We start from the raw sequence: 20,574 nt of genomic DNA, 5'->3' as shown, positions 1-20,574 counted from the left end.
ATCTCTAGCAAAGGTGCAGACATGAAGAAGACACAAATACTTGGTGCAATGTTGGCTTTTAGCCTTGCAGGCACCCTAACCGCATGCAGCGGAAGCAACGGATCTGGCTCGGGTACCTCTGAGGCAGCTGACAAAAACGTTCGAGTCTGGTTTATGGAAGGCTCAATCTCAGAAGATGCCCAGAAGTATCTGAAAGAAGAATTCGAAAAACAAAACCCTGGTGCCAAACTTACTGTAGAAATTCAGCCTTGGCCGGGAATTGTGGCAAAACTTCAGACTTCATTGGCATCCAAGACGGAGAGCCCTGACCTAGTCGAAACTGGTAATACCCAGTCGGCAACCTTTACCACTGTCGGGGCCTTCGCGGATGTAACGAATCTGAAGGAAAAATTAGGTGGTAAAGACCTAATTCCTTCATTCGTTGATGCGACGACGGTTAACGGTAAGATTTACGGATACCCGCTCTACGCTGGTGCACGCGGCGTTTACTACCGTAAAGACCTCTTCCAAAAGGCCGGAATTGAAGTTCCCCAAACTATTGGCGACTTTAAGAACGCTGTCATCAAGCTGCAAGAAGCTAACCCTGAGGGTGTCGAAGGCTTCAGCGGCATGTATCTCGCAGCGGTTGATGGTCACGGTGTTGAATCAGTACTTTTTGCCGATGGCTTTGACTATGCGAAGCTCGAAAATGGTAAATGGAAGTCCTTGGTAACCTCACCGGAATCCATGGAAGCTCTGAACATGCTAAAAGACCTGTTCGAAAAGGGAACCAAATTTGGGCTCGATTCCCAGGCCGGTCAGAAGTCGTTTGAACGTAACTTCAACGATGGAAAGACCGGTGTTCTGGTCGGTACCGGAAACATTGGGGTAAAGATCGATAAGAAACTCTGGGATGAAGGGAAGGTGGGCGTATTCGCTCTACCGTCAAAGACTCCTGGTGTTGCTGGCGCAACCTTCGCTGGTGGTTCCAATATTTCCATGGCAAAAAATGCACAGAATCCTGAACTGGCAGCAAAGGCGCTAGAAGTCATCTTTAGCAAGGGCTTCCAAGAACTGATTGCCAAGGATGGCTGGGTACCTGGAAACCTAAAGTATGCAGATAGTGTGAGCGGCCCCTTCGGTGAGATTTCGCAGCAGATTGTTGCCAACACGAAGCTGACCCCGAACACCCCACAATGGGGTGTAGCAGCTGATGATGGCGCCGTAAATGACTTCTTTACCCGTATTGCCAAGGGTGAAGATCTCCAGAAGACCGCAAATGATTTCTCTCAGATGCTTGAAAAAGAGCTGAACTCCGGTAACTGAGTCTAACCAACGCGTGGGTGGGGCAATCAGCACGGGGTTGCCCCACCCGCCCAAAGAACTAAACGATCAAATAAGGGTTTACGATGAGGTCTACTCTGAACAAAAAACCAGACGCAGAAAAGCTACATTTCAAAAAACCAATAGCAGCCTATCTTTTGATACTTCCTGCAATTGTGATGGTGCTTGTAACCCTAGGGTATCCCTTGGCAAAGCAGATCATCATGTCCTTCCAAAAATTTGGACTTGAACAACAATTCGGCGCTCCCGCAGAATGGGTATTTTTTGATAACTATAAGAGTATTCTGACGAACCCCTACTTCTGGAAAGTCTTTGGAAAATCTCTGTTATTTTGCTTAGTTACTGCTTCCATTACTATGTTTATTGGTATCGGTCTATCCCTCTTGCTATTGCGCACCGCGCCCTGGGCTAGACGAATCCTAAATACGACACTGGTAGTTGTGTGGGCAATGCCGGCGCTTGCTTCGCTGACGGTCTGGCAGTGGTTAATCGATCCAAACTTTGGTTTGATTAACTGGGTGCTCTCAAGCCTTGGCTTTAAAGAAATGGCGCACTATAACTGGCTCTCAGGTAGTGTCTTTACCTTTTACTTAGTCGCCTCGATCATCATTATCTGGCAATCAATCCCATTGGTGACGATCTCTATTTACGCCGCCCTGGCGCAGGTTAGTGAGGATATGCTCGAAGCCTCTATGCTCGATGGGGCAAACAGTTGGCAACAAATCCGTCACATTATGCTTCCGGTTATTTCACCGGTAATCGCGCTAATCGGGGTACTTCAGATCATCTGGGATCTACGCGTATTTACTCAAATCTACGTCCTTCAGCAGAGTGGCGGGATTCAAGAAGAAACAAACCTGCTTGGTACATACGTCTACCAGACCGGTATCTCTAGGGGTAACTACGGTATGGCCTCTGCTCTAGCAATGGTGATTTTGATTCTCACCCTAGTTCTAACCAGCCACTATTTGAAGATGCTATTCAAGCAGGGAGAAGTCTGAGATGCATAAGAAGACCTCAAAACTAGCGACTACAATCATCTTACTGGCAAGCTTTTTGTGGATCATACCTGTTTATTGGATGGTTAATTCGGCCCTCCAAACTGAACGGGACGTGATGAAGAATCCGCCTAATCTGATTCCCGTACATCCGACCTTCGACAACTTCATCTACGTTCTTTCGGATTCCCGTTTTTGGACCGCCCTATCAATGTCGCTTATCGCTGCGACACTAACGGTTCTAGTGGCCTCTACCTGCGCTGTCCTAGCGGCAATGGGGCTGTCACGATTCCGTTTTAAAGGGCGAACCTCTTTGATCGTAGCAATTCTGGTAGTACAGATGATCCCTGCCGAAGCAATGTTCATCTCTCAGTATCGAATGCTTGATACCTGGGGCCTGCTCAACTCCGTAATTGGGCTGACAATTCTTTACATTGGCGCAATCATCCCCTTCATCACTTGGATGCTTCGCGGTTTCGTAGATGGAATTCCAATTGAACTTGAGGAGGCCGCGATGGTAGACGGATGCTCGCGTATCAAAGCTTTTAGAATTGTGACCCTACCGTTGCTGCTTCCGGGAATCGTGGCCACATCGGTGTTCGCTTTCCTATTTGCTTGGAACGAATACACCCTTGCCCTAATCGTCCTCTCGAAGCAATCAGCCATCACACTACCGATCTGGCTGCAGTCTTTCGAACAAGGACTACGGAATACCAACTGGGGCGGCGTTATGGCGGGAGCCACCCTCATTGCCGTTCCTGTGATCGTAGTTTTCTCTCTAGTTCAAAACAAGATTTCTCAGGGAATGGTCTCAGGGGCCGTAAAGGGCTAGTTCGCGTGGATAACCGAGGTAGAAATGCTAAACATGTCAACGTCACTAATTCCTAATCCCAAAATTGAACAACCAAAGTTCCAATGGAGGGGATTCCTACTTGACTCAGCTCGGACCTGTTTCCAGGTAGATGAAGTAAAAACCCTACTAGACCTACTTAATCGTTACCGATTCAACGTCCTGCACTGGCATCTCACTGATGACGCCGGCTGGCGTTTTTCAGTGCCGCAGTATCCAAAACTAGAAACAGTTTCAAGCCAGCTTCCTCGAATGGATTTCTTGCACTACTCAAATGTTGAACAAGAAAAAGCTAAAGACTGTGTGCGGCGTGCTGAAACTCAATGGCACGGGGGCGGTTACTCGGACTCCGAGATCAAAGAAATTGTTTCTTATGCCGCTTCAAAGGGTATCAAGGTAATGCCTGAGGTTGACCTCCCGGGTCATATGGCAGCGGCAATTCGCGCCTATCCAGAACTGGGGAATCCAATCTACCGTGATCGCCCACAGTCTGAATGGGGGATTGAAAACGACTTGCTCTGGCCCTCAGACTTTGCCACAAACTTTATCGAAACCCTGTTCGGTAGAGTGTGCGAGCTATTCCCCGACGCTGAGTATATTCACCTAGGGGGAGATGAGTGCAAATGGGAAAAGTGGGAGGCAGATGCTGATTTAATGGCGTGGTGCCGAAAGCAGAATCTTAGCGGGGGATCAGCACTACAGGGCTGGTTTATGAATATTGCAAGGCGAGTGCTGCATCAGCATGGGCGCCGTGCTGCGGTCTGGAACGAAGCTTGCCAAACCGGACTCGATCCAAGCGACCTGGTGGTCGGCTGGGAAGAAGAAGGTGGTGTCCAGATGGCTCAACAGAGCGGTCATCCATATATTTCCGCTGACGCCAACTATCTATATCTAAATCGAGTCGCCAGTAATGAGCCAGATGAGCCTGTGGGGATGACCAATCCAATTACACTTCAAGATCTTTGGCATCTTCCCATCCCGGAAGATGACAGAATCCTTGGCCTTCAGGCTTCAGTTTGGGCGGAATACGTACTTGACGGACAGGAACTACTAAGGCAGGCATTCCCCAGACTCTTACTGGTTTCTGAAAAGGCTTGGTGTGGAGATAATATCGAATGGGATGACTTGGTTGCTCGTATGAAAAGTGAATGCGAGTACCTAGAAGGCCAAGGGGTGACCCTATCGCACTATACTTTCGACACTCCCTAGGATTAAAGCTAAAGAACTGTGGTGGTACTGGTTGCGGGTTAGGTTCCAAGCCTAGCAAGGTCAAATGAAAATAAGTATTCAATAGGAATAAAGTCCCTAAGTCCCGCTAAGCTATACCGCATGGATGTTGTTGAGCAGATTGAAACCCGGCCCCTGACAACCCGCCAGCGGGAACTGATCGCCCTGGGGATTGTGGCCAATGTGGCCGAATACTTCGACCTTTTCCTAATCGGGTTCGTGGTCTCACTGCTCACCAAACCTTGGAACCTAACCGGCTTTGAGGCTGGTGTGATCCTTACCTGTTCTGGTTTCGGGACGGTCCTAGGCTCTTGGTTGGGTGGCAGCATTGCGGATAAAATTGGCCGCAAGCGCACCTTCAACTACTGCATCTTGACTTTCGTGGGCTTTACTGCCCTGTCCCTGCTGACCCCGGATCGCGGTTGGATCATGCTGGCGGCTTTCCGGGTGGGCGTGGGTGCCGGGGTGGCCGCCCTGAACATCACTACTATCCCTTATGTGCAAGAGTTCATGCCTCGCGCCAAACGCGGCATGTTCACCGGCCTAGTGTCTGTCTTCATCCCCGCGGGACTCTTCTTGGGGGCTTTTGCGCAACGCTATTTTGGTGACGTGCTGGGTTGGCGGGGGCTGATCGCCCTCGGCGTGATCCCCATCTTCCTGCTGCTGTGGATTGCGCGCGTCCCCGAATCTCCCCGCTTCCTGTTGGCGGTAGGCCGCGACGAGGAAGCGCGTCAAGCCTACGCGTGGGCTATGGAACTACCGGTGGATCAGTTAGCACCCCTGCCGGCACCTCACACGGATGAGGTCAAGCAAGAACAGTCACTGGGCCAGTTCTTCCGTCACTACTGGCGTCCCTACCTGGTGGTGGCTTTCGGTTCCTTCTGCTTCATCCTAGGGGTATTCACGGTCCAGTCTTGGGGTCAGTCGCTACTGTCTGAGGCTTTCGGCTATTCCGCTGCGGCTGTGGGCACCATGTTCATGTGGATTTCTCTGGCGGACATTGCTGGCCGAGCTTTCAGCGCCTGGGTTTGTGACCGTATTGGTCGCCGGACCACCATGTTGCTTTACGGTCTGGCTGGGGGAGCGGGTGCGTTCTTGTGTGCGATTTCCGCCAGTCGCGCAGCGGCGGGTGCTACCGGCCAGGGTGCCTGGTTCTATGCGGGTCTGGTGCTGATTTTGGCTTTTGGGGACGGTGCTTTTGGAATCGTGAACCTTTTTGGGGCGGAACAGTTCCCCACTCATGTCCGAGGCCGCGGCCTAGGTTTAGGGTACGGTACCGGCGCGATTGCTAAGATTATTGGCCCCGCACTGGTTGGTTTGCTACTGGGACCCGCTGCCCTGCACGGCCAGATTTCCCTGTCGGCGGTAGTTCCGGCACTGTGGGTCTTTGGGGTGTTATTGGTTTTGGGTGGTTTGATTTATCAGCTGGCCACTGAGACTGCCCGGAATCCCCTGGCATAAACTTTGTTACTCCGCTGAGTAAGTGGGTCCGTAGTTAAGCTGTCGTAGGCCAAAGAACTTTAGTAGGTAGTAGATTGGCTCGAAGGGGTTGACGGGGAAGGCGCAGGTTTTTCCGGTATAGGGGCTGAGTACTTCCATCATTTCTAGTGTTTCTTGGCTGGTGATGTAGCTATCCCGTGCATTTACTAGATCGTTTACTGATGTTAGGCCCGGATACCATTCGCTTGGCATGCCGAATTGGGTGCCTTTAGCCTCAGTGTCGAAAATTGGCAGGATCCAAGGACTGAACATTTGAGATTCTCTAAGAGCCTGTTCTTCTTCGTGAGAAACGGGGTCTGACGTGGGAGAATACACGAGGCCTTTGAGCTCCATTGAGCGGAAGATACTGAAGGTAGAAAATTCTGCGCTCTTAGTCATTGGGGTTAGGAAATTCAAGACTTCTTCTGCGTTGTAGGGCAGGTCGCGTTTGGGGCCGTCAATGTCGATCCCAAAGTAGTCTTCGATGATGGGTTTTAGCGGCGTCCGCCAACTATGCCGGGCTAGGCGGTTCATTAGGATTCGAAATCCAAAAAATAATGCTGCCACCAGACCGGCCAGAACTATGTCTGCTACATACGCTAGAGATCTACCTAGAGATTCAGAGAGGTCATTGGTGATCCAAACGATCGTAAAGTAGAAGAAGAGCCCTAGGATCACTGGGACCGCGATGCGCAAAAGCTTGATTAGCTCGTTGTTCGCTCTAGCAGAGACATTTTCGAGGGGTTTTACCAGTTTCATTGTGGGTCCTAGGTGTAAACGGTTGATAGAAACTACTTGAAAGATGTGGGCTCAGTTAGTACATGAGGCCCTTGAGCATGCCTCGGCGGGGCTTCCAACCGAAGTGACGCATGGCCATGAGCATCAAAATCTTTGGGTTAACTGGAACCCTGGTTTCGATGCCGGTGTAGGGACTGCGAACCATCATGCTGGGAATCTCTAAACCACTACTGGAAAAAGCAAAATGCTTCTCTAATGTTCCGTTTTCAAGTATCCCCCGATTCGCCCGGTCAATGCCTAGGGTGCCAAAACGGGGGCCGGATTTGGATTTTGGGTACAGTGGAATAGTCCAAGCTTGAAGCATCTGCGCCTTAACTAGCAGTTCCCGTTCTTGAACGGAATCAGGGATCAGGGTCGGAGTATAGTGAACCGCCGAAATTTCGGGAGTCGTATCAATCTCTAATTCCTCTAGGCTTTCAAGCTGTTGCAGGGGTTTAAAGAAGTCCACTAAATATTCCAGTGATACTGGTTCGGTTTTCTGATTCAGTTCTAGGCCATAGAAATCCCTGAGCGCAGGTGCCAGGATCTGATCCCATTTCTTGAGTAAAGATAAGAGGATTAAAAGACCAAAAAAGAAAAATAATGGAATCGAAAGCAATAGACCGATGCCCGCGAACATGAGCCCAATCTTAACGTTCTCGGGTACTGCCTTGATCTCATAGACAATAAAAAAGGCAATAAAGCAAGTGATAGCTAGGGGGATGATCGGCTTACTTAAAAGGTCGTGAATACGGTAGAACTTTTTGGCACTGGGGTTAACAAATGGTTCAGAGTAGTTCATGGTCTCTCGATTCAGTATTGCATGGTCTTGGCTAGCTTATTTCGAGGCTGCCAGCCTAGTTGTCGCATCAGCGCCAGTAGCGGCATTTTTGGGTTGACTGGGAAACGACATTCGACTCCAGTGAGGGGACTCTGTACCCAAACGGCTGGTAGGGAAGGGGCGGAAGTGCTGAAGCCGGACTTGGAACTGATAGACATTCCCTCTGATTCGACGCAGTTGTAGCGATCGACTGCTAGTGCCCCAAACTTTGGAGTAGTGGGATCTTGGGGGTAGAGCGGGATATGCCAGTCTTTTTCCATCTCTGCCTTTTGGATGATGTAGTTTTCATCAGGCGTGATCGCAATTCGGGGCCTTTGGTAGCGGATTGCCTCTGCCTCTGGAGTTAAGTCCACGTAGAGGCCTTCGTAGCCGGGAACGGTAGCCAGGACTTTTACGTATTCAGCAATTTGGTTAATTGAGGCGGGTGGATTGGCGGGAGTGGCTTGGAAGTCCAGGCCGAAGAAATCTTGTGAGATCGGGTCGATAATCGCATCCCAATGGGTCGACGCCTTAATGATTTTCCGAACACCCCAGAAAATAAGACCTAGCGGAAGTAAGAATAGGAAAATCATTAACAGCACTAGCGACACTTGAATATGGGTGTCTAAGTCGAGATTCGCAAGGGAATAAACGCAGACGAAGATGCTGACCGCAATGATCGGAAATAAAAACTTTAATATTGTCTGATGGCGGTTAGTCGCTTTTAAAATGGTGTCGTTTCTAATCGGGTCAGCGAGTTTCATGGGTGTCCTTAAGAGTTAGTTCCTGATTGGTACCGTTGTGGCCGATACTGGCCCCCGGGTGAGTACGGTTGGTATGGATTAGAGCCGTAGTAGGGAAGGGGCTGTACATTAGCCTGTTGCTCTTTTTGTAGGTACGCTGCCTGCTTCCGTTTGAAAAGGGACTTAGAAGCGGGAATCACCAGCAATAAACCGATCGTAAGGCAGACCATAGAAAGAATGGCAAACCAGGAGGATATGTTATCTTCGAACCCATATACAAAAGGAAACACACCAAACGCTGCCAAGAAAGCTACCCACAAGAAGAAACCTAGGCTGAAAAGCAGGAAAACTCCGCCCAAAATGATCGACAAAATGTTAAGGACGGTTTTCATCATCGGTTCCTTCTAGTGGTGGGTAGTAAGTAAGCGGCGCCTAGTAGTTTTAGAGCTTTCATGCCTTAATCTTCGCTTCCCTCGTTGACTAATGCGTGTGCTAGGGGAGTATTCCCCATCTTTTGCATTATTAGCTCTGATGATACTGCGTGAGGCGACTTCAAGGCCTCAAGTGGGTATTGGGACTCACTCGCACGGGTGTGACATATTGCACACTGCTGTTTTTGTCGATACTAATGGACAAAAATACCCCGCATTATCCTAAAAAACGTAAAAAGCATATCTAGCCCCAATGTTGTCCCGCTAAGATGCGCCACAATCTGGAGCTAAACCAACACTTGCTAGCCCATTCTCAAGGAGGAGCCTAATGGCTACAACCACCACAACTCGGGTGAAAGCCGCCGAGCGGTACGCCACCCGAATCGCCCTGATTGCATCCCTAGGTGCATTCTTCTACGGATTCGAAGGCATGGTGCTAAACGGCGCTATTAAAGCTGTCGGTACCACCTTCCACCTCGGTGCTCTAGCTAAAGGTGTCGCCGGTTCCGCCGGCATCATCGGTGGCCTAATCGGCGCTGTCATCGCCGGTCGTCTATCCGACAAGGTAGGTCGCAAGACCGTGCTGATGTGGATCGGCCCGTTCCTACTGTTCGAAGCCGTCTTCGGTGCCTTCAGCCCCTGGTTGGGTGGCTATCCCTTCCTGCTACTATGCCGCGTTGTCGGTGGTATGGGCTTCGGCGCCGCCACCACCGTAGGCCCCGGCTACATCGCTGAAATCGCACCCGCCGCCATCCGTGGCCGCCTGATCGCCTTCCGTCAGCTAGAAATCATCCTCGGTCTCTTCTTCGCCGGCATGATTAACCTCTACGTTTCAAAGTCTGCTGGTGGCTCCAAGCAGGTTTGGGCACTAGGCCTATACGCCTGGCAGTGGATGTTCCTGTGCCTACTAATCCCGGCAGTCTTCTACATCGTCCTCACCGCCACCATCCCCGAATCTCCCCGCTACCTCGTATCTGTTGGACGTGACGAGGAAGCCAAGCAGGTCCTAGCCCGCGTTTCCGGCGAAACCGAACTAGACGGTCGCGTTAACTCCATCCGCAAGTCCCTAGGTGCAGAAGGCACCACCAAGATGAGCTTCAAGGCCATCATGAGCTCCAAGTGGGCTGGTCTGGTCTGGGTTGGTATGGCCATTGCTGCCTTCCAGCAGTTGACCGGCATTAACGGTGTCTTCTTCTACTCCAACTCCCTATTCGAAGCCGTGGGCTTCACCGAAGCCATGGCGCTACAGCAGACCCTACTCATCACCTTCTTTAAGATCGTCGGTGTCGTCACCGGCATCATGCTGGTCGATAAGGTTGGTCGCCGTAACATGCTAATCGGTGGCGGTACCCTGATCTTCGTCTCCCTAGGCGTCGTCGCAACCGTCTTCACCGTCGCTCCGGTTGTTGACGGCAAGGTCGACATCTCGCACAACCCCCTACTGGGCTACCTAGCCGTTGGCGCGCTATGCACCTTCATCCTTGGCTTTACCAGCTCCTGGGGCCCGATCTTCTCCATCGTCATGGGCGAAATGTTCCCCAACCAGATCCGTGGTGGCGCCATGTCGCTAGCCTCCGGCGCTGACTTCCTAGTCAACTTCATGGTGGTACTACTCTTCCCGTACCTCATCGCTTGGTCGCCGGCCGGCACCTACTGGATCTACTGCGCCTTCGGTGTCCTCTCCGTCATCTTCACCATCCGCTACCTCAAGGAAACCTCCGGTAAGCAGCTCGAAGAAATGGACGAACTAGTAGACTGAGACCACAGTCACTAGACATCAAAGCTAACTAGCCCGAGGGCGCCCCGGGAGCGCCTTCCTTGCTCCTGCGCAACCCGGCCCAGCGCCCTCGGGATAGTTATAAATCCCCAAAGAAGAGGAAGAAATGTCAGAACGTAACATTCCAGAAAACGTCAAGAACGTCCTCGTTATCATGACCGACCAGCATCGTGTCGACACGATCGGCTGCCTAGGTAACGAGCATGCCCAAACCCCCAACCTAGACCGCATGGGTGAAGAGGGCTTCGCCTTCACCAACTGCTTCACCCCCACCGCGATCTGCACCCCGGCTCGCGCCTCCCTGATCACCGGTAAGATCCCGCTCAAGCACCAGGTCGTAGCCAACCCCGAATGGAACATCGCCTACCAGTGCGACTTCAAGGAAGGTGAATGGACCTACACTCAGGAACTACGCGATCACGGCTACAACGTCGGCATCGTCGGCAAGTACCACGTCGGTAACATCCTGCCCGACGCCTACGGCATGGATGATGACTCCTTCTTCGGTGCCATCAACCCCGTCGCCAACGAACGCTACGTCCAGTGGCTCAAAGACAACAACCTACCGCCCGTCAAGGCACACGACTTCTGGCAGGGCAAGCTACCTGGTGACCGTCCCGGCCACGTCATCGCAGCGCGTCTAGAACAGCCCGAGGAAGCCACCTTCGAACGCTTCATTGCCGACACCGCCATTGAGCGCCTCAAGCAGTACGCCAAGGACTGGAAAGAAAACGGCAAGCCCTTCAGCTTGGACGTGCACTTCTTCGGCCCGCACCTACCGTACTTCCTGCCTGACAAGTGGTTCGATCTAATCGACCCGAACGTGGTTGAGATCCCCGCGAACTTCGGTGACACCCTAGAAGGCAAGCCGCAGGTCCAGTCCAACTACGCCACCTACTGGTCCACCTCATCCTTCAGCAACGAACAGTGGAAGAAACTAATCGCTATCTACTGGGGATACGTCGCCATGATCGACTTCGAAATCGGTCGCATCATGGATGCCGCTAAGGAACTAGGCGTCCTAGACGATACCGCCGTCTTCTTCACTGCTGACCACGGTGAATTCACCGGCTCCCACCGTATGAACGACAAGGGCCCCGCCATGTACGACGACATTTACAATGTCCCGTTCATTGCCCACATCCCTGGCGTCTCCAAGGTTGGCCGCTGCGACAAGTTCGTCTCTCTACTAGACCTACCGGCAACCGTCATGGACATTGCCGGCCTAGACACCTCCCTGGTAGAAGACGGTCGCTCCATTGTGGACCTCACCCGCGGTGAGGACGTGCCCGACTGGCGTGAAGACATTGTCTGCGAATTCCACGGACACCACTTCCCGCTCCAGCAGCGCATGCTACGCACCCACGATTTCAAGCTAGTGGTCTCACACGAAGGCATCAACGAACTCTACGACCTTCGCTACGACCCCTACGAAATGACCAACGTCTACAACGCACCCGCTTACCGCGACATTCGTGCTGACCTTTCCAAGAACCTGTACTACCAGCTCATGGAACGCGGCGACGAAACCTTCGCTAAGTGGATGAACGCCATGACCGACTACGACGTGCCGCTAGGTGGTACCTCGAAGTCTGACTGGGATGACGTTTCGGACGACGACGGCGAATAATCGCCAAACGAACTGAGTTATCGAAAAAGTAATTAACCGGGGGCCGGGCGGAAGTACTAGGTAGGGACTTTTGCCCAACCCCCGGTTAATTATTAGAAAACCTCAGTTAATCAGTAGAATTTGCTATTCTTAATACTTGGTTTAAATCGTGGTTAACAAACCAATGGCCACGCACCGAACCAGCCACACAGGAAGAAAATGGATTACCAAGCACAGTACGACAGTCAGAACCTAGGCGAGCAGGTGATCCGCACCCTAGCGGAAGAACCAGCCACCCGAAATGAACTGTGCGAACTTCTAGACGTCTCCAGAACCACCCTAGGGCGGGCACTGAGCGATCTACTAGAATCACGATCCATTCGGACTGTCACCCAACCGGCGGCGGAACGAGGACGTCCCGCTCAAAAACTTGAACTGGCCCGTAATACCGTCTACGCCATCGGAATGGATATTTCCCGTCGCCGCGGAATTGCCATTGCCACCAACCGACTAGGAGAAACCCTAGCCGTCACCCGCACCGAAGCTGAGGAAAACAGTAGCTGGGAAGAACTTCTTTCCCAACTGTGCCACTCCCTGTCTAAAGCCCTAGAAAAAGACTTTGATGACCAAAAGGTTGCCCACGTGGGAATTGGCATCCCAGTGCCCATCGGGCATGAAACTTGGCGACGCCGACACGAACCCGACAGTCTAGTAAACAAGCTCAAAAAACAGGTGGGAATTTTCTGGGAAGCACCCATCCTCGTTGATAACACCATCCGCATGGCCGCCCTTGGGGAAGCCCGGTGGGGAGCCGGCCAAAACCTAGAATCACAACTCTATGTGCGCATCTCCCGCGGGATTACCAGCTGCGCCACCATCCACAATGTCCTCACCGCCGGCGCTGACGGCTACGCCGGAGAAATCGGACACATGAACTACCCCGGGGCTAAAGAAAAATGCCACTGCGGACAAACCGGCTGTATCGAAACTATCGCCACCGAAGCAAAAATCTGCGAACGAGCGGGCGTATCCACCCTAGAGCAGGTTCGGGAAGCCCTAGAGAATCCACAAAACTCCCATCATCAGAAAGCCAAGGTAGCCCTAAAGGATGCAACCGACGCCGTGGCGCTAGCCTGTGCCAATGCCACCTTCGTCATCAACCCCGCACAGATCGTACTAGCTGGTGCCGTCCCCACTTTGATCCCGCAGTTCACACCAATGGTGGAAGAGGCGCTTCAAGCGCGACTGATCCCTAGCCTGCACGAAAACCTTAAGGTAGTAAATACCAGTCAAAACTCTGAGGGTGCAGCCCGCGGAGCCATTGCCGCGGTATCCACCTACCTACAGCAGAAACAGCTAAGCAAAATGCTTAAAGAACGCCACGCGATAAATGAAAGGTCCCGGAACTTTGGCTGAAACTCAAACCGAGCAGAGCCCCCTGGTGCGTACCCGGCTTCCCTTCTCTGTGGTCGCAAAACCAACGGGAGCGGCCTGCAACCTAGACTGCAGCTACTGCTTCTTCCTGTCCAAGGAACTGCTTTATGACGCTAAGCGACAGCTCATGGAAGAAAGCAGCCTAGATACCTACATTAAAGAATGGGCTGCCGCTCAACCCAACGGTGAAGTAACCCTGCTTTGGCAGGGTGGTGAGCCCACCATGCGCGGCTTGGATTTCTTCCGTAAAGCCGTAGAACTGGGTGAAAAATACGCCCGCCCCGGACAAAAAATCGTCCACGCCATTCAAACCAACGGCACCCTTATCAACGAAGAATGGGCCCAGTTCCTAGCAGAGAATGACTTCCTAGTAGGGGTCTCCATGGATGGTCCCGAAGCGCTACACGATGCCTACCGGGTTAACAAAGCCGGACGCGGTACCCACGCCATGGTCAAACGTGGCTGGGATATTCTGCAAGCTGCAAATGTCCGCTGCAATGTCCTGTGTACCGTTCACCATGCGAACGAAAAGCACGCTGCAGAGGTCTACACCTACTTCCGTGACGAACTGGGCGCCGAATACATGCAGTTCATCCCGATCGTTGAACGTGTCCCCGCCGCAGACCTAGCTGCTGCAGAAGCCGGCTGGCGTACCGACAGGGGAGAGAAGCTGCTCTATCAACAGACCGGCGACGCGGTCACCTCCCGTTCCGTAGACCCGCAAGCCTACGGGGCATTCCTAAGCGAAATCTTCGATATCTGGCGCCAAACCGACGTGGGCAAGATTTACGTCCAAGACTTCGACGCCGCCTTGTCTGCCCTCTTTGGCACCCACCCCGTATGCGTCCACGCTCCAGAATGTGGCAATAACTTCGCCATGGAGTTCAACGGTGACGTGTACGCCTGTGACCACTGGGTAGAGCCTGATTACCTACTGGGGAATATTGCTGAAAAACCTTTCGCGGACCTGGCAAACACCCCGACCATGCGTGAGTTCTCAAAGAAAAAATCCGTGCAACTCACCCAGCAGTGCCAAAAGTGCCCCGTCCTTAGATTCTGTAACGGTGGCTGCCCCAAGGACCGTTTCGTCCTCTCTCATGATGGCGAACCCGGCCAGAACTATCTGTGCGCGGGCTACTATAATTTCTATCAGCACATCCGCCCCGACCTGATCGCCATGGCTCGACTCATCCGAGCTGGACAGGCCCCGGCCATGATCATGGACGAAGGCATTCGTAACCGCCTGCGCCCACAAGCCAGGAGGTAACCCTTGATTGAACTAATCTTGACTTCTGCGACCGTTGGTATCGCAGTCGGTATCGTAGTGGGCGCTCTAGGTGCCGGCGGCGGCATCCTATCCGTCCCGATCCTCACCTACCTGCTGGCCCAAGAACCTCACGCCGCCACCAACGGTTCGCTAGTAATCGTTGCCGTTACCGCACTATTCGCCCTGCCCGGAAAAGCAAAACGCGGCCAGGTCCGCTGGATGGACGGCCTAATCTTCGGTGCCCTCTCCACTGTCGGGGCAATCATCGGACGCCAGATCAACCACGCCCTAGGTGGGGGACAGCTCTTTATCCTCTTTGCGATCCTGCTGCTTTCCGTTTCCGTCTACATGTTCTACAACGCCTATCAGCGTTCCCTAGTTGAACAGGGGAAGAGCAAGAAGCAAACAGCCCCGCCTACGGGCGAACGCAATATCATCATGGTGATTATTGCGGCTACCGCCACCGGCCTGCTAACGGGCCTCTTCGGGGTAGGGGGCGGTTTTGCTGTCGTGCCCGTCCTGATGCTGGTCATGAAGTTCAGCATGCGGGAAGCCTCTGGTACCTCACTAGTAGTCATGATTATCGCCGCCTGCGTCTCCATGGCTACCGGCCTAGTTCAGGGACAGTTCCAGGTGGACTGGCCCACCGTCCTGCTGTTCACCGCTGGTTCTGCTGTCGGTGGCCTAATCGGTGGCCCGCTCTCCCAGAAGGCCAAAGCTTCCACGCTGACCTACATCTTCGCGGTGTTGCTGGTGCTAGTTGCCGGTTACACGCTCTACCGTTCCATTGGCGCATAACCTAGACTAATAGCATGAACACTAGGCCAAACTTCCTCGTTGTCATGACCGATGATCAGGGTCCTTGGGCGCTTCCTCAGTACACGCCAGAACTGATGATGCCCAACCTGGTTAACCTAATGCAGCAGAGCACGGAGTTTACCCAGTTTTACTGTGCCTCCCCGGTTTGTTCCCCAGCCCGCGCCTCCCTGTTAACCGGGCGCATGCCCTCAGCTCACGGCGTCTTGGATTGGCTTTTCGGCGAACGTTACGAGGGCGCGTTTGAAGACCTCTACCTAGAAGGCCTGCATACGACTCCCGAACTACTTGGCAATAGTGGCTACCAGTGCGGTATGTCCGGGAAGTGGCACGTGGGTTCCAGCCAAGAAAAAGCCCCCGGTTTTGACTTCTGGTATGCGCACCGGATCGGTGGCGGCCCCTACTATAACGCCCCCATCTGGGATGTTAATGGCCGAAAAGCGAAGGAACCGCGCTACTTTACCGATGCCGTGACCGAGGAAGCCGATAACTTCCTGCGGACCCGCACCTCTCAGCAGCCCTTCTACCTGCAGGTTAACTACACGGCTCCCCACGACCCGTGGCTGAATGGGAACCACCCGCAGGACCTTCTGGACCTTTACGCGGGCCAGGATTTCCCCTCAATTCCGCGCCTAGAACCGCATCCTTGGGTGCATCCTCGCCGTGATGATTTCGAGGGCGCATTTAAGGATCCGATTCCCCGGATTCAGGGATATTTTGCGGCCCTTAGCGGGGTTGACCGCGGCCTAGGCAAGCTTCTGCAGACGCTGGAAGATACGGGCCAGGCTGATAACACGGTGGTCATCTTTATGGCCGATAACGGTTACTCTTTGGGGCACCACGGTTTCTGGGGTAAGGGCAATGGCACCTACCCGATGAACTTCTGGGAATGCTCAGTGAAGGTGCCCTTCATTATTCACCTGCCGGGACAGACTCAGTCCCAGAAGGTGGAGCATCCCGTTTCGGCTACTTCCCTGCACCCGACCTTGTGCGCTCTAGCTGGGGTAGAGGTGCCGGAAGATCCCTTGGCGGCTGGAAGTAACTTTGCGCCCCTCCTCCAAGCCGAGGGCGTGCGGGCAGACTTGCTGGCCTCCTCGCCGGAAAGTGCCGGCGCGGAAGGGTACCTCCCTGAGCCGAGGGTACCGGCGGTGACGGCCGCTTTGGGTGCGAATGATGAACGTGACGGGGCCGTGTTTATTTACGAGGAATACGGTGGTGGCCGAATGGTTGCCCAGGGCCCTTGGAAACTGGTCGATCGCTACCGTGGCCCGCGCGAACTGTACAACTTGGAGGCTGATCCGGACGAGCAGCATAACCTGATCGGAGATGCCGGTTATCAAGTAGTGGAGTCGGAACTAGTTGGGCTTTTGCATGACTGGTTTAAGGGCCATGAGACGGAAGAGCTTTCAGGTTTCCACCGTCGTGTTTATGGACGCGGTCAGTACCATCCTTTGTGGCGTCAATTAAGTGACGAAGAAACCTTTAAACCGCATCCCGATATGACTGACATTGTTTAATTTCTTGGCTATCTTGGCAGTTTTGAAAAACCGGGAGTAACAAGACTATAACGTTTGTTGCATGCTACAACTAATGGTGTAGTGAGAGTGCTAGCATTGTTCTTGCAACGTCATTACATGTACCTATTTGGGTATTTTGATGGAAGGACAGACAATGTTGTCGAACAAACTTCGTAAGATTGCAGCAGTCTCCGTACTAGCTCTCATGAGCACCGGTTTTGCTGCCTGCAGCTCTTCAAACGATGGTGGCTCTGCCGCTCCGGAACAGCTAAAGCCGGGCGAGGTCGCTAAATTCACTTGGTACCACCGCATTCCTGACAAGAAGGGCAACACCACCCTGAAGGAACTAGTGGACCAGTTCAACAAGGAAAACCCCGACATCGAGGTCGTTCCTGAACGCATGCAGGGCTCCGCTGGTGAGTCCTACGCCAAGATTAACTCCATGGTTGAAGCTGGTAAGGACGTCCCCTGTGTCACCCAGATTGGCTTCGAGCGCGTACCCGACATGATGGGCGCCATGATGGACGTTAAGCAGTACGCCGAAAAGTACAAGGATGACTTCATCCCCGACCTGTACAACAAGGCTACCGTCGGCGACAAGGTCTTCGGCTTCCCCCAGGGTGCTTCCCCGATCCTCTTCTTCTACCGCGCTGACCTATTCGAACAGTACGGCCTGAAGGTCCCCACCACCTGGGACGAATACAAGGAAACCGCCAAGCTAGTTCGCGAAAAGTCCGGCAACAAGTCTTACCTAGGCGCCTTCCTCCAGGATGAAATCCAGTGGCAGGCCGCTTTGACCAGCTCTGAAGGTGCTGACTGGTTCGGCTACGATCCCGCCGCCTCCACCTGGTCCGTCAACATTAAGACCCCGGAAACCGAAAAGGTTGCTACCTACTGGCAGGGTCTAGTTGATGAAAAGCTAGTCGTTCCCACCACCCGTTGGGGCCAGGACTTCGGCAAGTACCTACAGGATGGCACCATCCTTTCCACCATTGGTGGTTCTTGGGAAGCTCCGCTAATTGCTGACACCGCCCCCGATGGCAATGGTAAGTGGAAGGTCGCTCAGATTCCTCACTTCGACGCCTCCAACACCACTGTTGGTCAGAACGGTGGCACCATCGCCGCCGTCCTCAAGGGCTGCAAGTACCCCGAGCAGGCTGTTAAGTTCGCTCACTGGTGGGCCACCAACATCAAGGGTCTAGCCGGCCTAGGCCTACTACCGGCCGCTAAGGTCGACAAGATCGAAACCCCCGCTAACCTGAAGGAATACTTCGGTGGCCAGGAAATCTACGAAGAGTTCATCAAGGCCAACAACAACGCCCCGAAGGTTACCTGGGCTCCGCAGATCGGTAAGACCCTAGACGCTATGAGCAACGAGCTCAAGCTAGTGGGCACTACCGGTTCCTTGCCGAAGGTCTACGAAATCGGTCAGACGACCGCCGTTGACTCCCTCAAGGCAGTCGGGATTACCGTTAAGTAATCTCTTCTAAAACTCAAGTGTGGGGAGCGAGCTACTCGCTCCCCACACTATCCAACAGCTAATGGAGGCCCAGTATGTCATCGCCGACTAAAAAGGCAGCCCCAAATAAAGCGATAAAAGTAAAGAAATTCGACCGTGAAGCCATCCACGGCTACCTGTTCGCATTTCCCTTCTTCCTCTTGTTCATTGTTTCCTTCATCATCCCGATGTTCGCATCAGTGTACGGATCACTGTTTAAAAACAAACTCGCTGATGGAGGCTTCGGGCCCTTGGTGCCCGTCTTTTCCGGTCTAGAAAACTACCAGGACGTCCTAACCAACGGAACCTTCTGGCAGGGCATGCTGAACGTCCTCGAATATGGCGTCATTAAGATTCCCTTGGTTCAGGGAGCGGCCCTAATCTTAGCGTTGCTACTAGATTCCCTAGCAGCCCGCGGCGTGAAGTTCTTCCGCCTAGTCTACTTCTTGCCCTACGCCATCCCCGGCGTTATTGCGGCCATCATTTGGTCCTACCTGTACCACCCCAATATGTCCCCCTTCGTGGGAATCCTAACCTCCCTAGGGCTACCGCAGGACTTCTTCCTCCAGCCGTGGATGCTGAACCTGTCCATGTCGAATATGACCGCTTGGACCTTCGTCGGTTACAACATGATTATCTTCATGGCGACCCTCAAGTCCATCCCCACTGAACTCTATGAAGCCGCCCGGATTGATGGCGCTAGCGAATGGCGAATCGTCACCAAGATCAAGATTCCGATGCTGCGCTCCGCCCTACTAATGACCGTGCTAATGTCCATCATCGGCACCGTTCAGTGGTTTAACGAGCCGACCGTGATGGCAACCATGGTCCCGGCAGTTAACAGTAACTACACTCCGATGATGTTGGCCTACCAGGAAGGCTTCGGTAACCAGAACATGGGTGCCGCTTCCGCTATCTCGGTAGTAATGGCCGTCATCGCGGGTATCTTGGCGGCGCTTTACGCTTGGGCTCAGTCTCGAGTAGGAAAGGAAAACTGAAATGACTGCACAAAATCCTGCCAGCATTAATCCCGAACTACTAAACGAAACTGAAGCCCTAGAGGCTCAGGATGGGGTCGACACCATCAAGTCACAAAAGCTTTGGCGTCGTAAGGAAAAGAAGCGCGATAACACTGAAAATGTGCAGGTGCCGCGCTCAATGCAGCCCAGTAAGGCCACCCGCACAATCACCATGGTGGCGCTAATCGCCATTGCCCTGTACTTCCTACTGCCGGTGTGGTGGCTGTTCGTCCAAACTACGAAGAGCTACTCCCAGATGCTCAATACCAATACCCTTTGGTTTGCCGATGGGAACCACATTATCGATAACATCAAGGAAGTTTTTACCTACGATGGTGGCGACTTCCCGTGGTGGGTTGGCAATTCCCTCTTCTATTCCATCACGACCGCGATTATTGGCACCCTGGTCTCTTTGGCCTGTGGTTACGCCTTCGCGAAGTTCCGCTTCCCCGGTAAGAAGACCCTAATGGGCATGATCATGCTGGGCATGCTGCTACCGGCAGCCCTGCTGACCATCCCGCTATTCTTCTTCTTCAGCTGGCTGGGCATCACCAACACCGTCTGGTCGATCATCATTCCCTGTTCGGTTAGCCCCTTCGGTGTCTTCCTAGCCATCATTTACTGCACCACGGTCCCCGACGAAATGATTGAGGCCGCCCGCATTGACGGAGCCAGCGAGATCCGCATCTTCTTCACCCTAGTAATGCGAATCCTATCCCCGGCTGTGGTTACCATTGCCCTCTTCATCTTCGTGGGCACTTGGAACAACTTCCTACTGCCGCTAGTAATGCTACGAGGCAAGAGCCTACTACCGGTCACCCTAGGTCTTTACACTTGGCAGAACTACAAGGCCGAGATCTTAACCTCCCAGGTACTAACCGGTTCCGCCCTAGGTGTTATCCCCGTGGTATTCCTATTCCTTGCTTTGCAGCGCTACTGGCGTGCCGGCCTAGCACAGGGCTCCGTGAAATCCTAAAACCGCTGGTCGG

The 20,574-nt window shown here is 53.1% G+C and carries 17 protein-coding genes; 14 read left to right on the top strand and 3 right to left on the bottom strand.

The genetic code is table 11. From position 1 onward, the window contains the following. Positions 1 to 21: 21 nt before the first annotated feature. From BSR28_RS01650 to BSR28_RS01630, 5 genes are all read left to right on the top strand, one after another. On the top strand, positions 22 to 1,305 hold the full coding sequence (locus BSR28_RS01650) for an extracellular solute-binding protein (RefSeq protein ID WP_073713153.1): 1,284 nt from the start codon (positions 22 to 24) through the stop codon (positions 1,303 to 1,305). A 176-nt stretch (positions 1,306 to 1,481) separates the two neighbouring features. Next, positions 1,482 to 2,324 (top strand): carbohydrate ABC transporter permease, encoded by an 843-nt coding sequence (locus BSR28_RS01645; protein WP_233120583.1) that lies wholly within the window; start codon positions 1,482 to 1,484, stop codon positions 2,322 to 2,324. Positions 2,325 to 2,439: 115 nt separating this feature from the next. Next, entirely contained in the window at positions 2,440 to 3,153 is a 714-nt protein-coding gene (locus BSR28_RS01640; protein ID WP_233120582.1) for a carbohydrate ABC transporter permease, read from the top strand. Positions 3,154 to 3,186: 33 nt separating this feature from the next. Next, complete coding sequence (locus BSR28_RS01635; protein ID WP_158020314.1) at positions 3,187 to 4,380, top strand: family 20 glycosylhydrolase; 1,194 nt, start codon at positions 3,187 to 3,189, stop codon at positions 4,378 to 4,380. A gap of 120 nt (positions 4,381 to 4,500) precedes the next feature. After that, positions 4,501 to 5,859, top strand: a complete 1,359-nt coding sequence (locus BSR28_RS01630; protein WP_073713150.1) for an MFS transporter — start codon at positions 4,501 to 4,503, stop codon at positions 5,857 to 5,859. A 6-nt stretch (positions 5,860 to 5,865) separates the two neighbouring features. Here the strand turns inward: BSR28_RS01630 and BSR28_RS01625 are convergent, their stop codons facing one another. From BSR28_RS01625 to BSR28_RS01615, 3 genes are read right to left on the bottom strand one after another with little or no spacing between them, the layout of a single operon-like run. After that, positions 5,866 to 6,636 (bottom strand): hypothetical protein, encoded by a 771-nt coding sequence (locus tag BSR28_RS01625; protein ID WP_073713149.1) that lies wholly within the window; start codon positions 6,634 to 6,636, stop codon positions 5,866 to 5,868. A gap of 55 nt (positions 6,637 to 6,691) precedes the next feature. Then, positions 6,692 to 7,456, bottom strand: a complete 765-nt coding sequence (locus BSR28_RS01620; RefSeq protein ID WP_073713148.1) for a hypothetical protein — start codon at positions 7,454 to 7,456, stop codon at positions 6,692 to 6,694. A gap of 11 nt (positions 7,457 to 7,467) precedes the next feature. Continuing rightward, positions 7,468 to 8,076, bottom strand: a complete 609-nt coding sequence (locus BSR28_RS01615) for a hypothetical protein (RefSeq protein WP_143237533.1) — start codon at positions 8,074 to 8,076, stop codon at positions 7,468 to 7,470. 900 nt (positions 8,077 to 8,976) lie between these two features. Here BSR28_RS01615 and BSR28_RS01605 point away from each other — a divergent pair. The 9 genes from BSR28_RS01605 to BSR28_RS01565 all read left to right on the top strand — a co-directional run bounded on the left by BSR28_RS01605 (position 8,977) and on the right by BSR28_RS01565 (position 20,561). Continuing rightward, the gene (locus tag BSR28_RS01605; protein ID WP_073713146.1) at positions 8,977 to 10,407 is read left to right on the top strand and encodes a sugar porter family MFS transporter; all 1,431 of its coding nucleotides are present in this window, start codon (positions 8,977 to 8,979) and stop codon (positions 10,405 to 10,407) included. Positions 10,408 to 10,531: 124 nt separating this feature from the next. Beyond that, on the top strand, positions 10,532 to 12,055 hold the full coding sequence (locus BSR28_RS01600; RefSeq protein ID WP_073708441.1) for a sulfatase-like hydrolase/transferase: 1,524 nt from the start codon (positions 10,532 to 10,534) through the stop codon (positions 12,053 to 12,055). Between the two features lie 198 nt (positions 12,056 to 12,253). Next, the gene (locus tag BSR28_RS01595; RefSeq protein WP_073713145.1) at positions 12,254 to 13,450 is read left to right on the top strand and encodes an ROK family protein; all 1,197 of its coding nucleotides are present in this window, start codon (positions 12,254 to 12,256) and stop codon (positions 13,448 to 13,450) included. Next, the gene (locus tag BSR28_RS01590) at positions 13,443 to 14,735 is read left to right on the top strand and encodes an anaerobic sulfatase maturase (protein WP_233120581.1); all 1,293 of its coding nucleotides are present in this window, start codon (positions 13,443 to 13,445) and stop codon (positions 14,733 to 14,735) included. Before BSR28_RS01595 ends, BSR28_RS01590 begins: the two co-directional genes overlap by 8 nt. A 3-nt stretch (positions 14,736 to 14,738) precedes the next feature. After that, a complete protein-coding gene (locus tag BSR28_RS01585; protein ID WP_073708444.1) occupies positions 14,739 to 15,533 on the top strand; it encodes a sulfite exporter TauE/SafE family protein in 795 nt (264 codons plus the stop codon). A gap of 14 nt (positions 15,534 to 15,547) precedes the next feature. Then, complete coding sequence (locus BSR28_RS01580) at positions 15,548 to 17,068, top strand: sulfatase-like hydrolase/transferase (RefSeq protein WP_073713143.1); 1,521 nt, start codon at positions 15,548 to 15,550, stop codon at positions 17,066 to 17,068. A 154-nt stretch (positions 17,069 to 17,222) separates the two neighbouring features. After that, a complete protein-coding gene (locus BSR28_RS01575) occupies positions 17,223 to 18,548 on the top strand; it encodes an ABC transporter substrate-binding protein (protein ID WP_073708446.1) in 1,326 nt (441 codons plus the stop codon). A 74-nt stretch (positions 18,549 to 18,622) separates the two neighbouring features. Beyond that, positions 18,623 to 19,564, top strand: a complete 942-nt coding sequence (locus BSR28_RS01570) for a carbohydrate ABC transporter permease (protein WP_073713142.1) — start codon at positions 18,623 to 18,625, stop codon at positions 19,562 to 19,564. A gap of 1 nt (position 19,565) precedes the next feature. Next, the gene (locus BSR28_RS01565) at positions 19,566 to 20,561 is read left to right on the top strand and encodes a carbohydrate ABC transporter permease (RefSeq protein ID WP_083562859.1); all 996 of its coding nucleotides are present in this window, start codon (positions 19,566 to 19,568) and stop codon (positions 20,559 to 20,561) included. Positions 20,562 to 20,574: the final 13 nt, after the last annotated feature.

It is taken from the genome of Boudabousia liubingyangii (genome assembly GCF_001907245.1).
Taxonomy (GTDB): Bacteria; Actinomycetota; Actinomycetes; order Actinomycetales; family Actinomycetaceae; genus Boudabousia; species Boudabousia liubingyangii.
Note: the sequence above shows the minus strand (reverse complement) of the source record. Positions and strands in the feature narration are given on the sequence as shown.

Excerpts from the sequence above, each read along its gene's own strand:
- BSR28_RS01620 (WP_073713148.1), bottom strand. The coding sequence starts at position 7,456 with ATGAACTACTCTGAACCATTTGTTAACCCCAGTGCCAAAAAGTTCTAC.
- BSR28_RS01650 (WP_073713153.1), top strand. The coding sequence starts at position 22 with ATGAAGAAGACACAAATACTTGGTGCAATGTTGGCTTTTAGCCTTGCA.
- BSR28_RS01580 (WP_073713143.1), top strand. The coding sequence starts at position 15,548 with ATGAACACTAGGCCAAACTTCCTCGTTGTCATGACCGATGATCAGGGT.
- BSR28_RS01625 (WP_073713149.1), bottom strand. The coding sequence starts at position 6,636 with ATGAAACTGGTAAAACCCCTCGAAAATGTCTCTGCTAGAGCGAACAAC.
- BSR28_RS01640 (WP_233120582.1), top strand. The coding sequence starts at position 2,440 with ATGAAGAATCCGCCTAATCTGATTCCCGTACATCCGACCTTCGACAAC.
- BSR28_RS01575 (WP_073708446.1), top strand. The coding sequence starts at position 17,223 with ATGTTGTCGAACAAACTTCGTAAGATTGCAGCAGTCTCCGTACTAGCT.
- BSR28_RS01605 (WP_073713146.1), top strand. The coding sequence starts at position 8,977 with ATGGCTACAACCACCACAACTCGGGTGAAAGCCGCCGAGCGGTACGCC.
- BSR28_RS01635 (WP_158020314.1), top strand. The coding sequence starts at position 3,187 with ATGTCAACGTCACTAATTCCTAATCCCAAAATTGAACAACCAAAGTTC.
- BSR28_RS01595 (WP_073713145.1), top strand. The coding sequence starts at position 12,254 with ATGGATTACCAAGCACAGTACGACAGTCAGAACCTAGGCGAGCAGGTG.
- BSR28_RS01600 (WP_073708441.1), top strand. The coding sequence starts at position 10,532 with ATGTCAGAACGTAACATTCCAGAAAACGTCAAGAACGTCCTCGTTATC.
- BSR28_RS01630 (WP_073713150.1), top strand. The coding sequence starts at position 4,501 with ATGGATGTTGTTGAGCAGATTGAAACCCGGCCCCTGACAACCCGCCAG.
- BSR28_RS01565 (WP_083562859.1), top strand. The coding sequence starts at position 19,566 with ATGACTGCACAAAATCCTGCCAGCATTAATCCCGAACTACTAAACGAA.
- BSR28_RS01645 (WP_233120583.1), top strand. The coding sequence starts at position 1,482 with ATGGTGCTTGTAACCCTAGGGTATCCCTTGGCAAAGCAGATCATCATG.
- BSR28_RS01570 (WP_073713142.1), top strand. The coding sequence starts at position 18,623 with ATGTCATCGCCGACTAAAAAGGCAGCCCCAAATAAAGCGATAAAAGTA.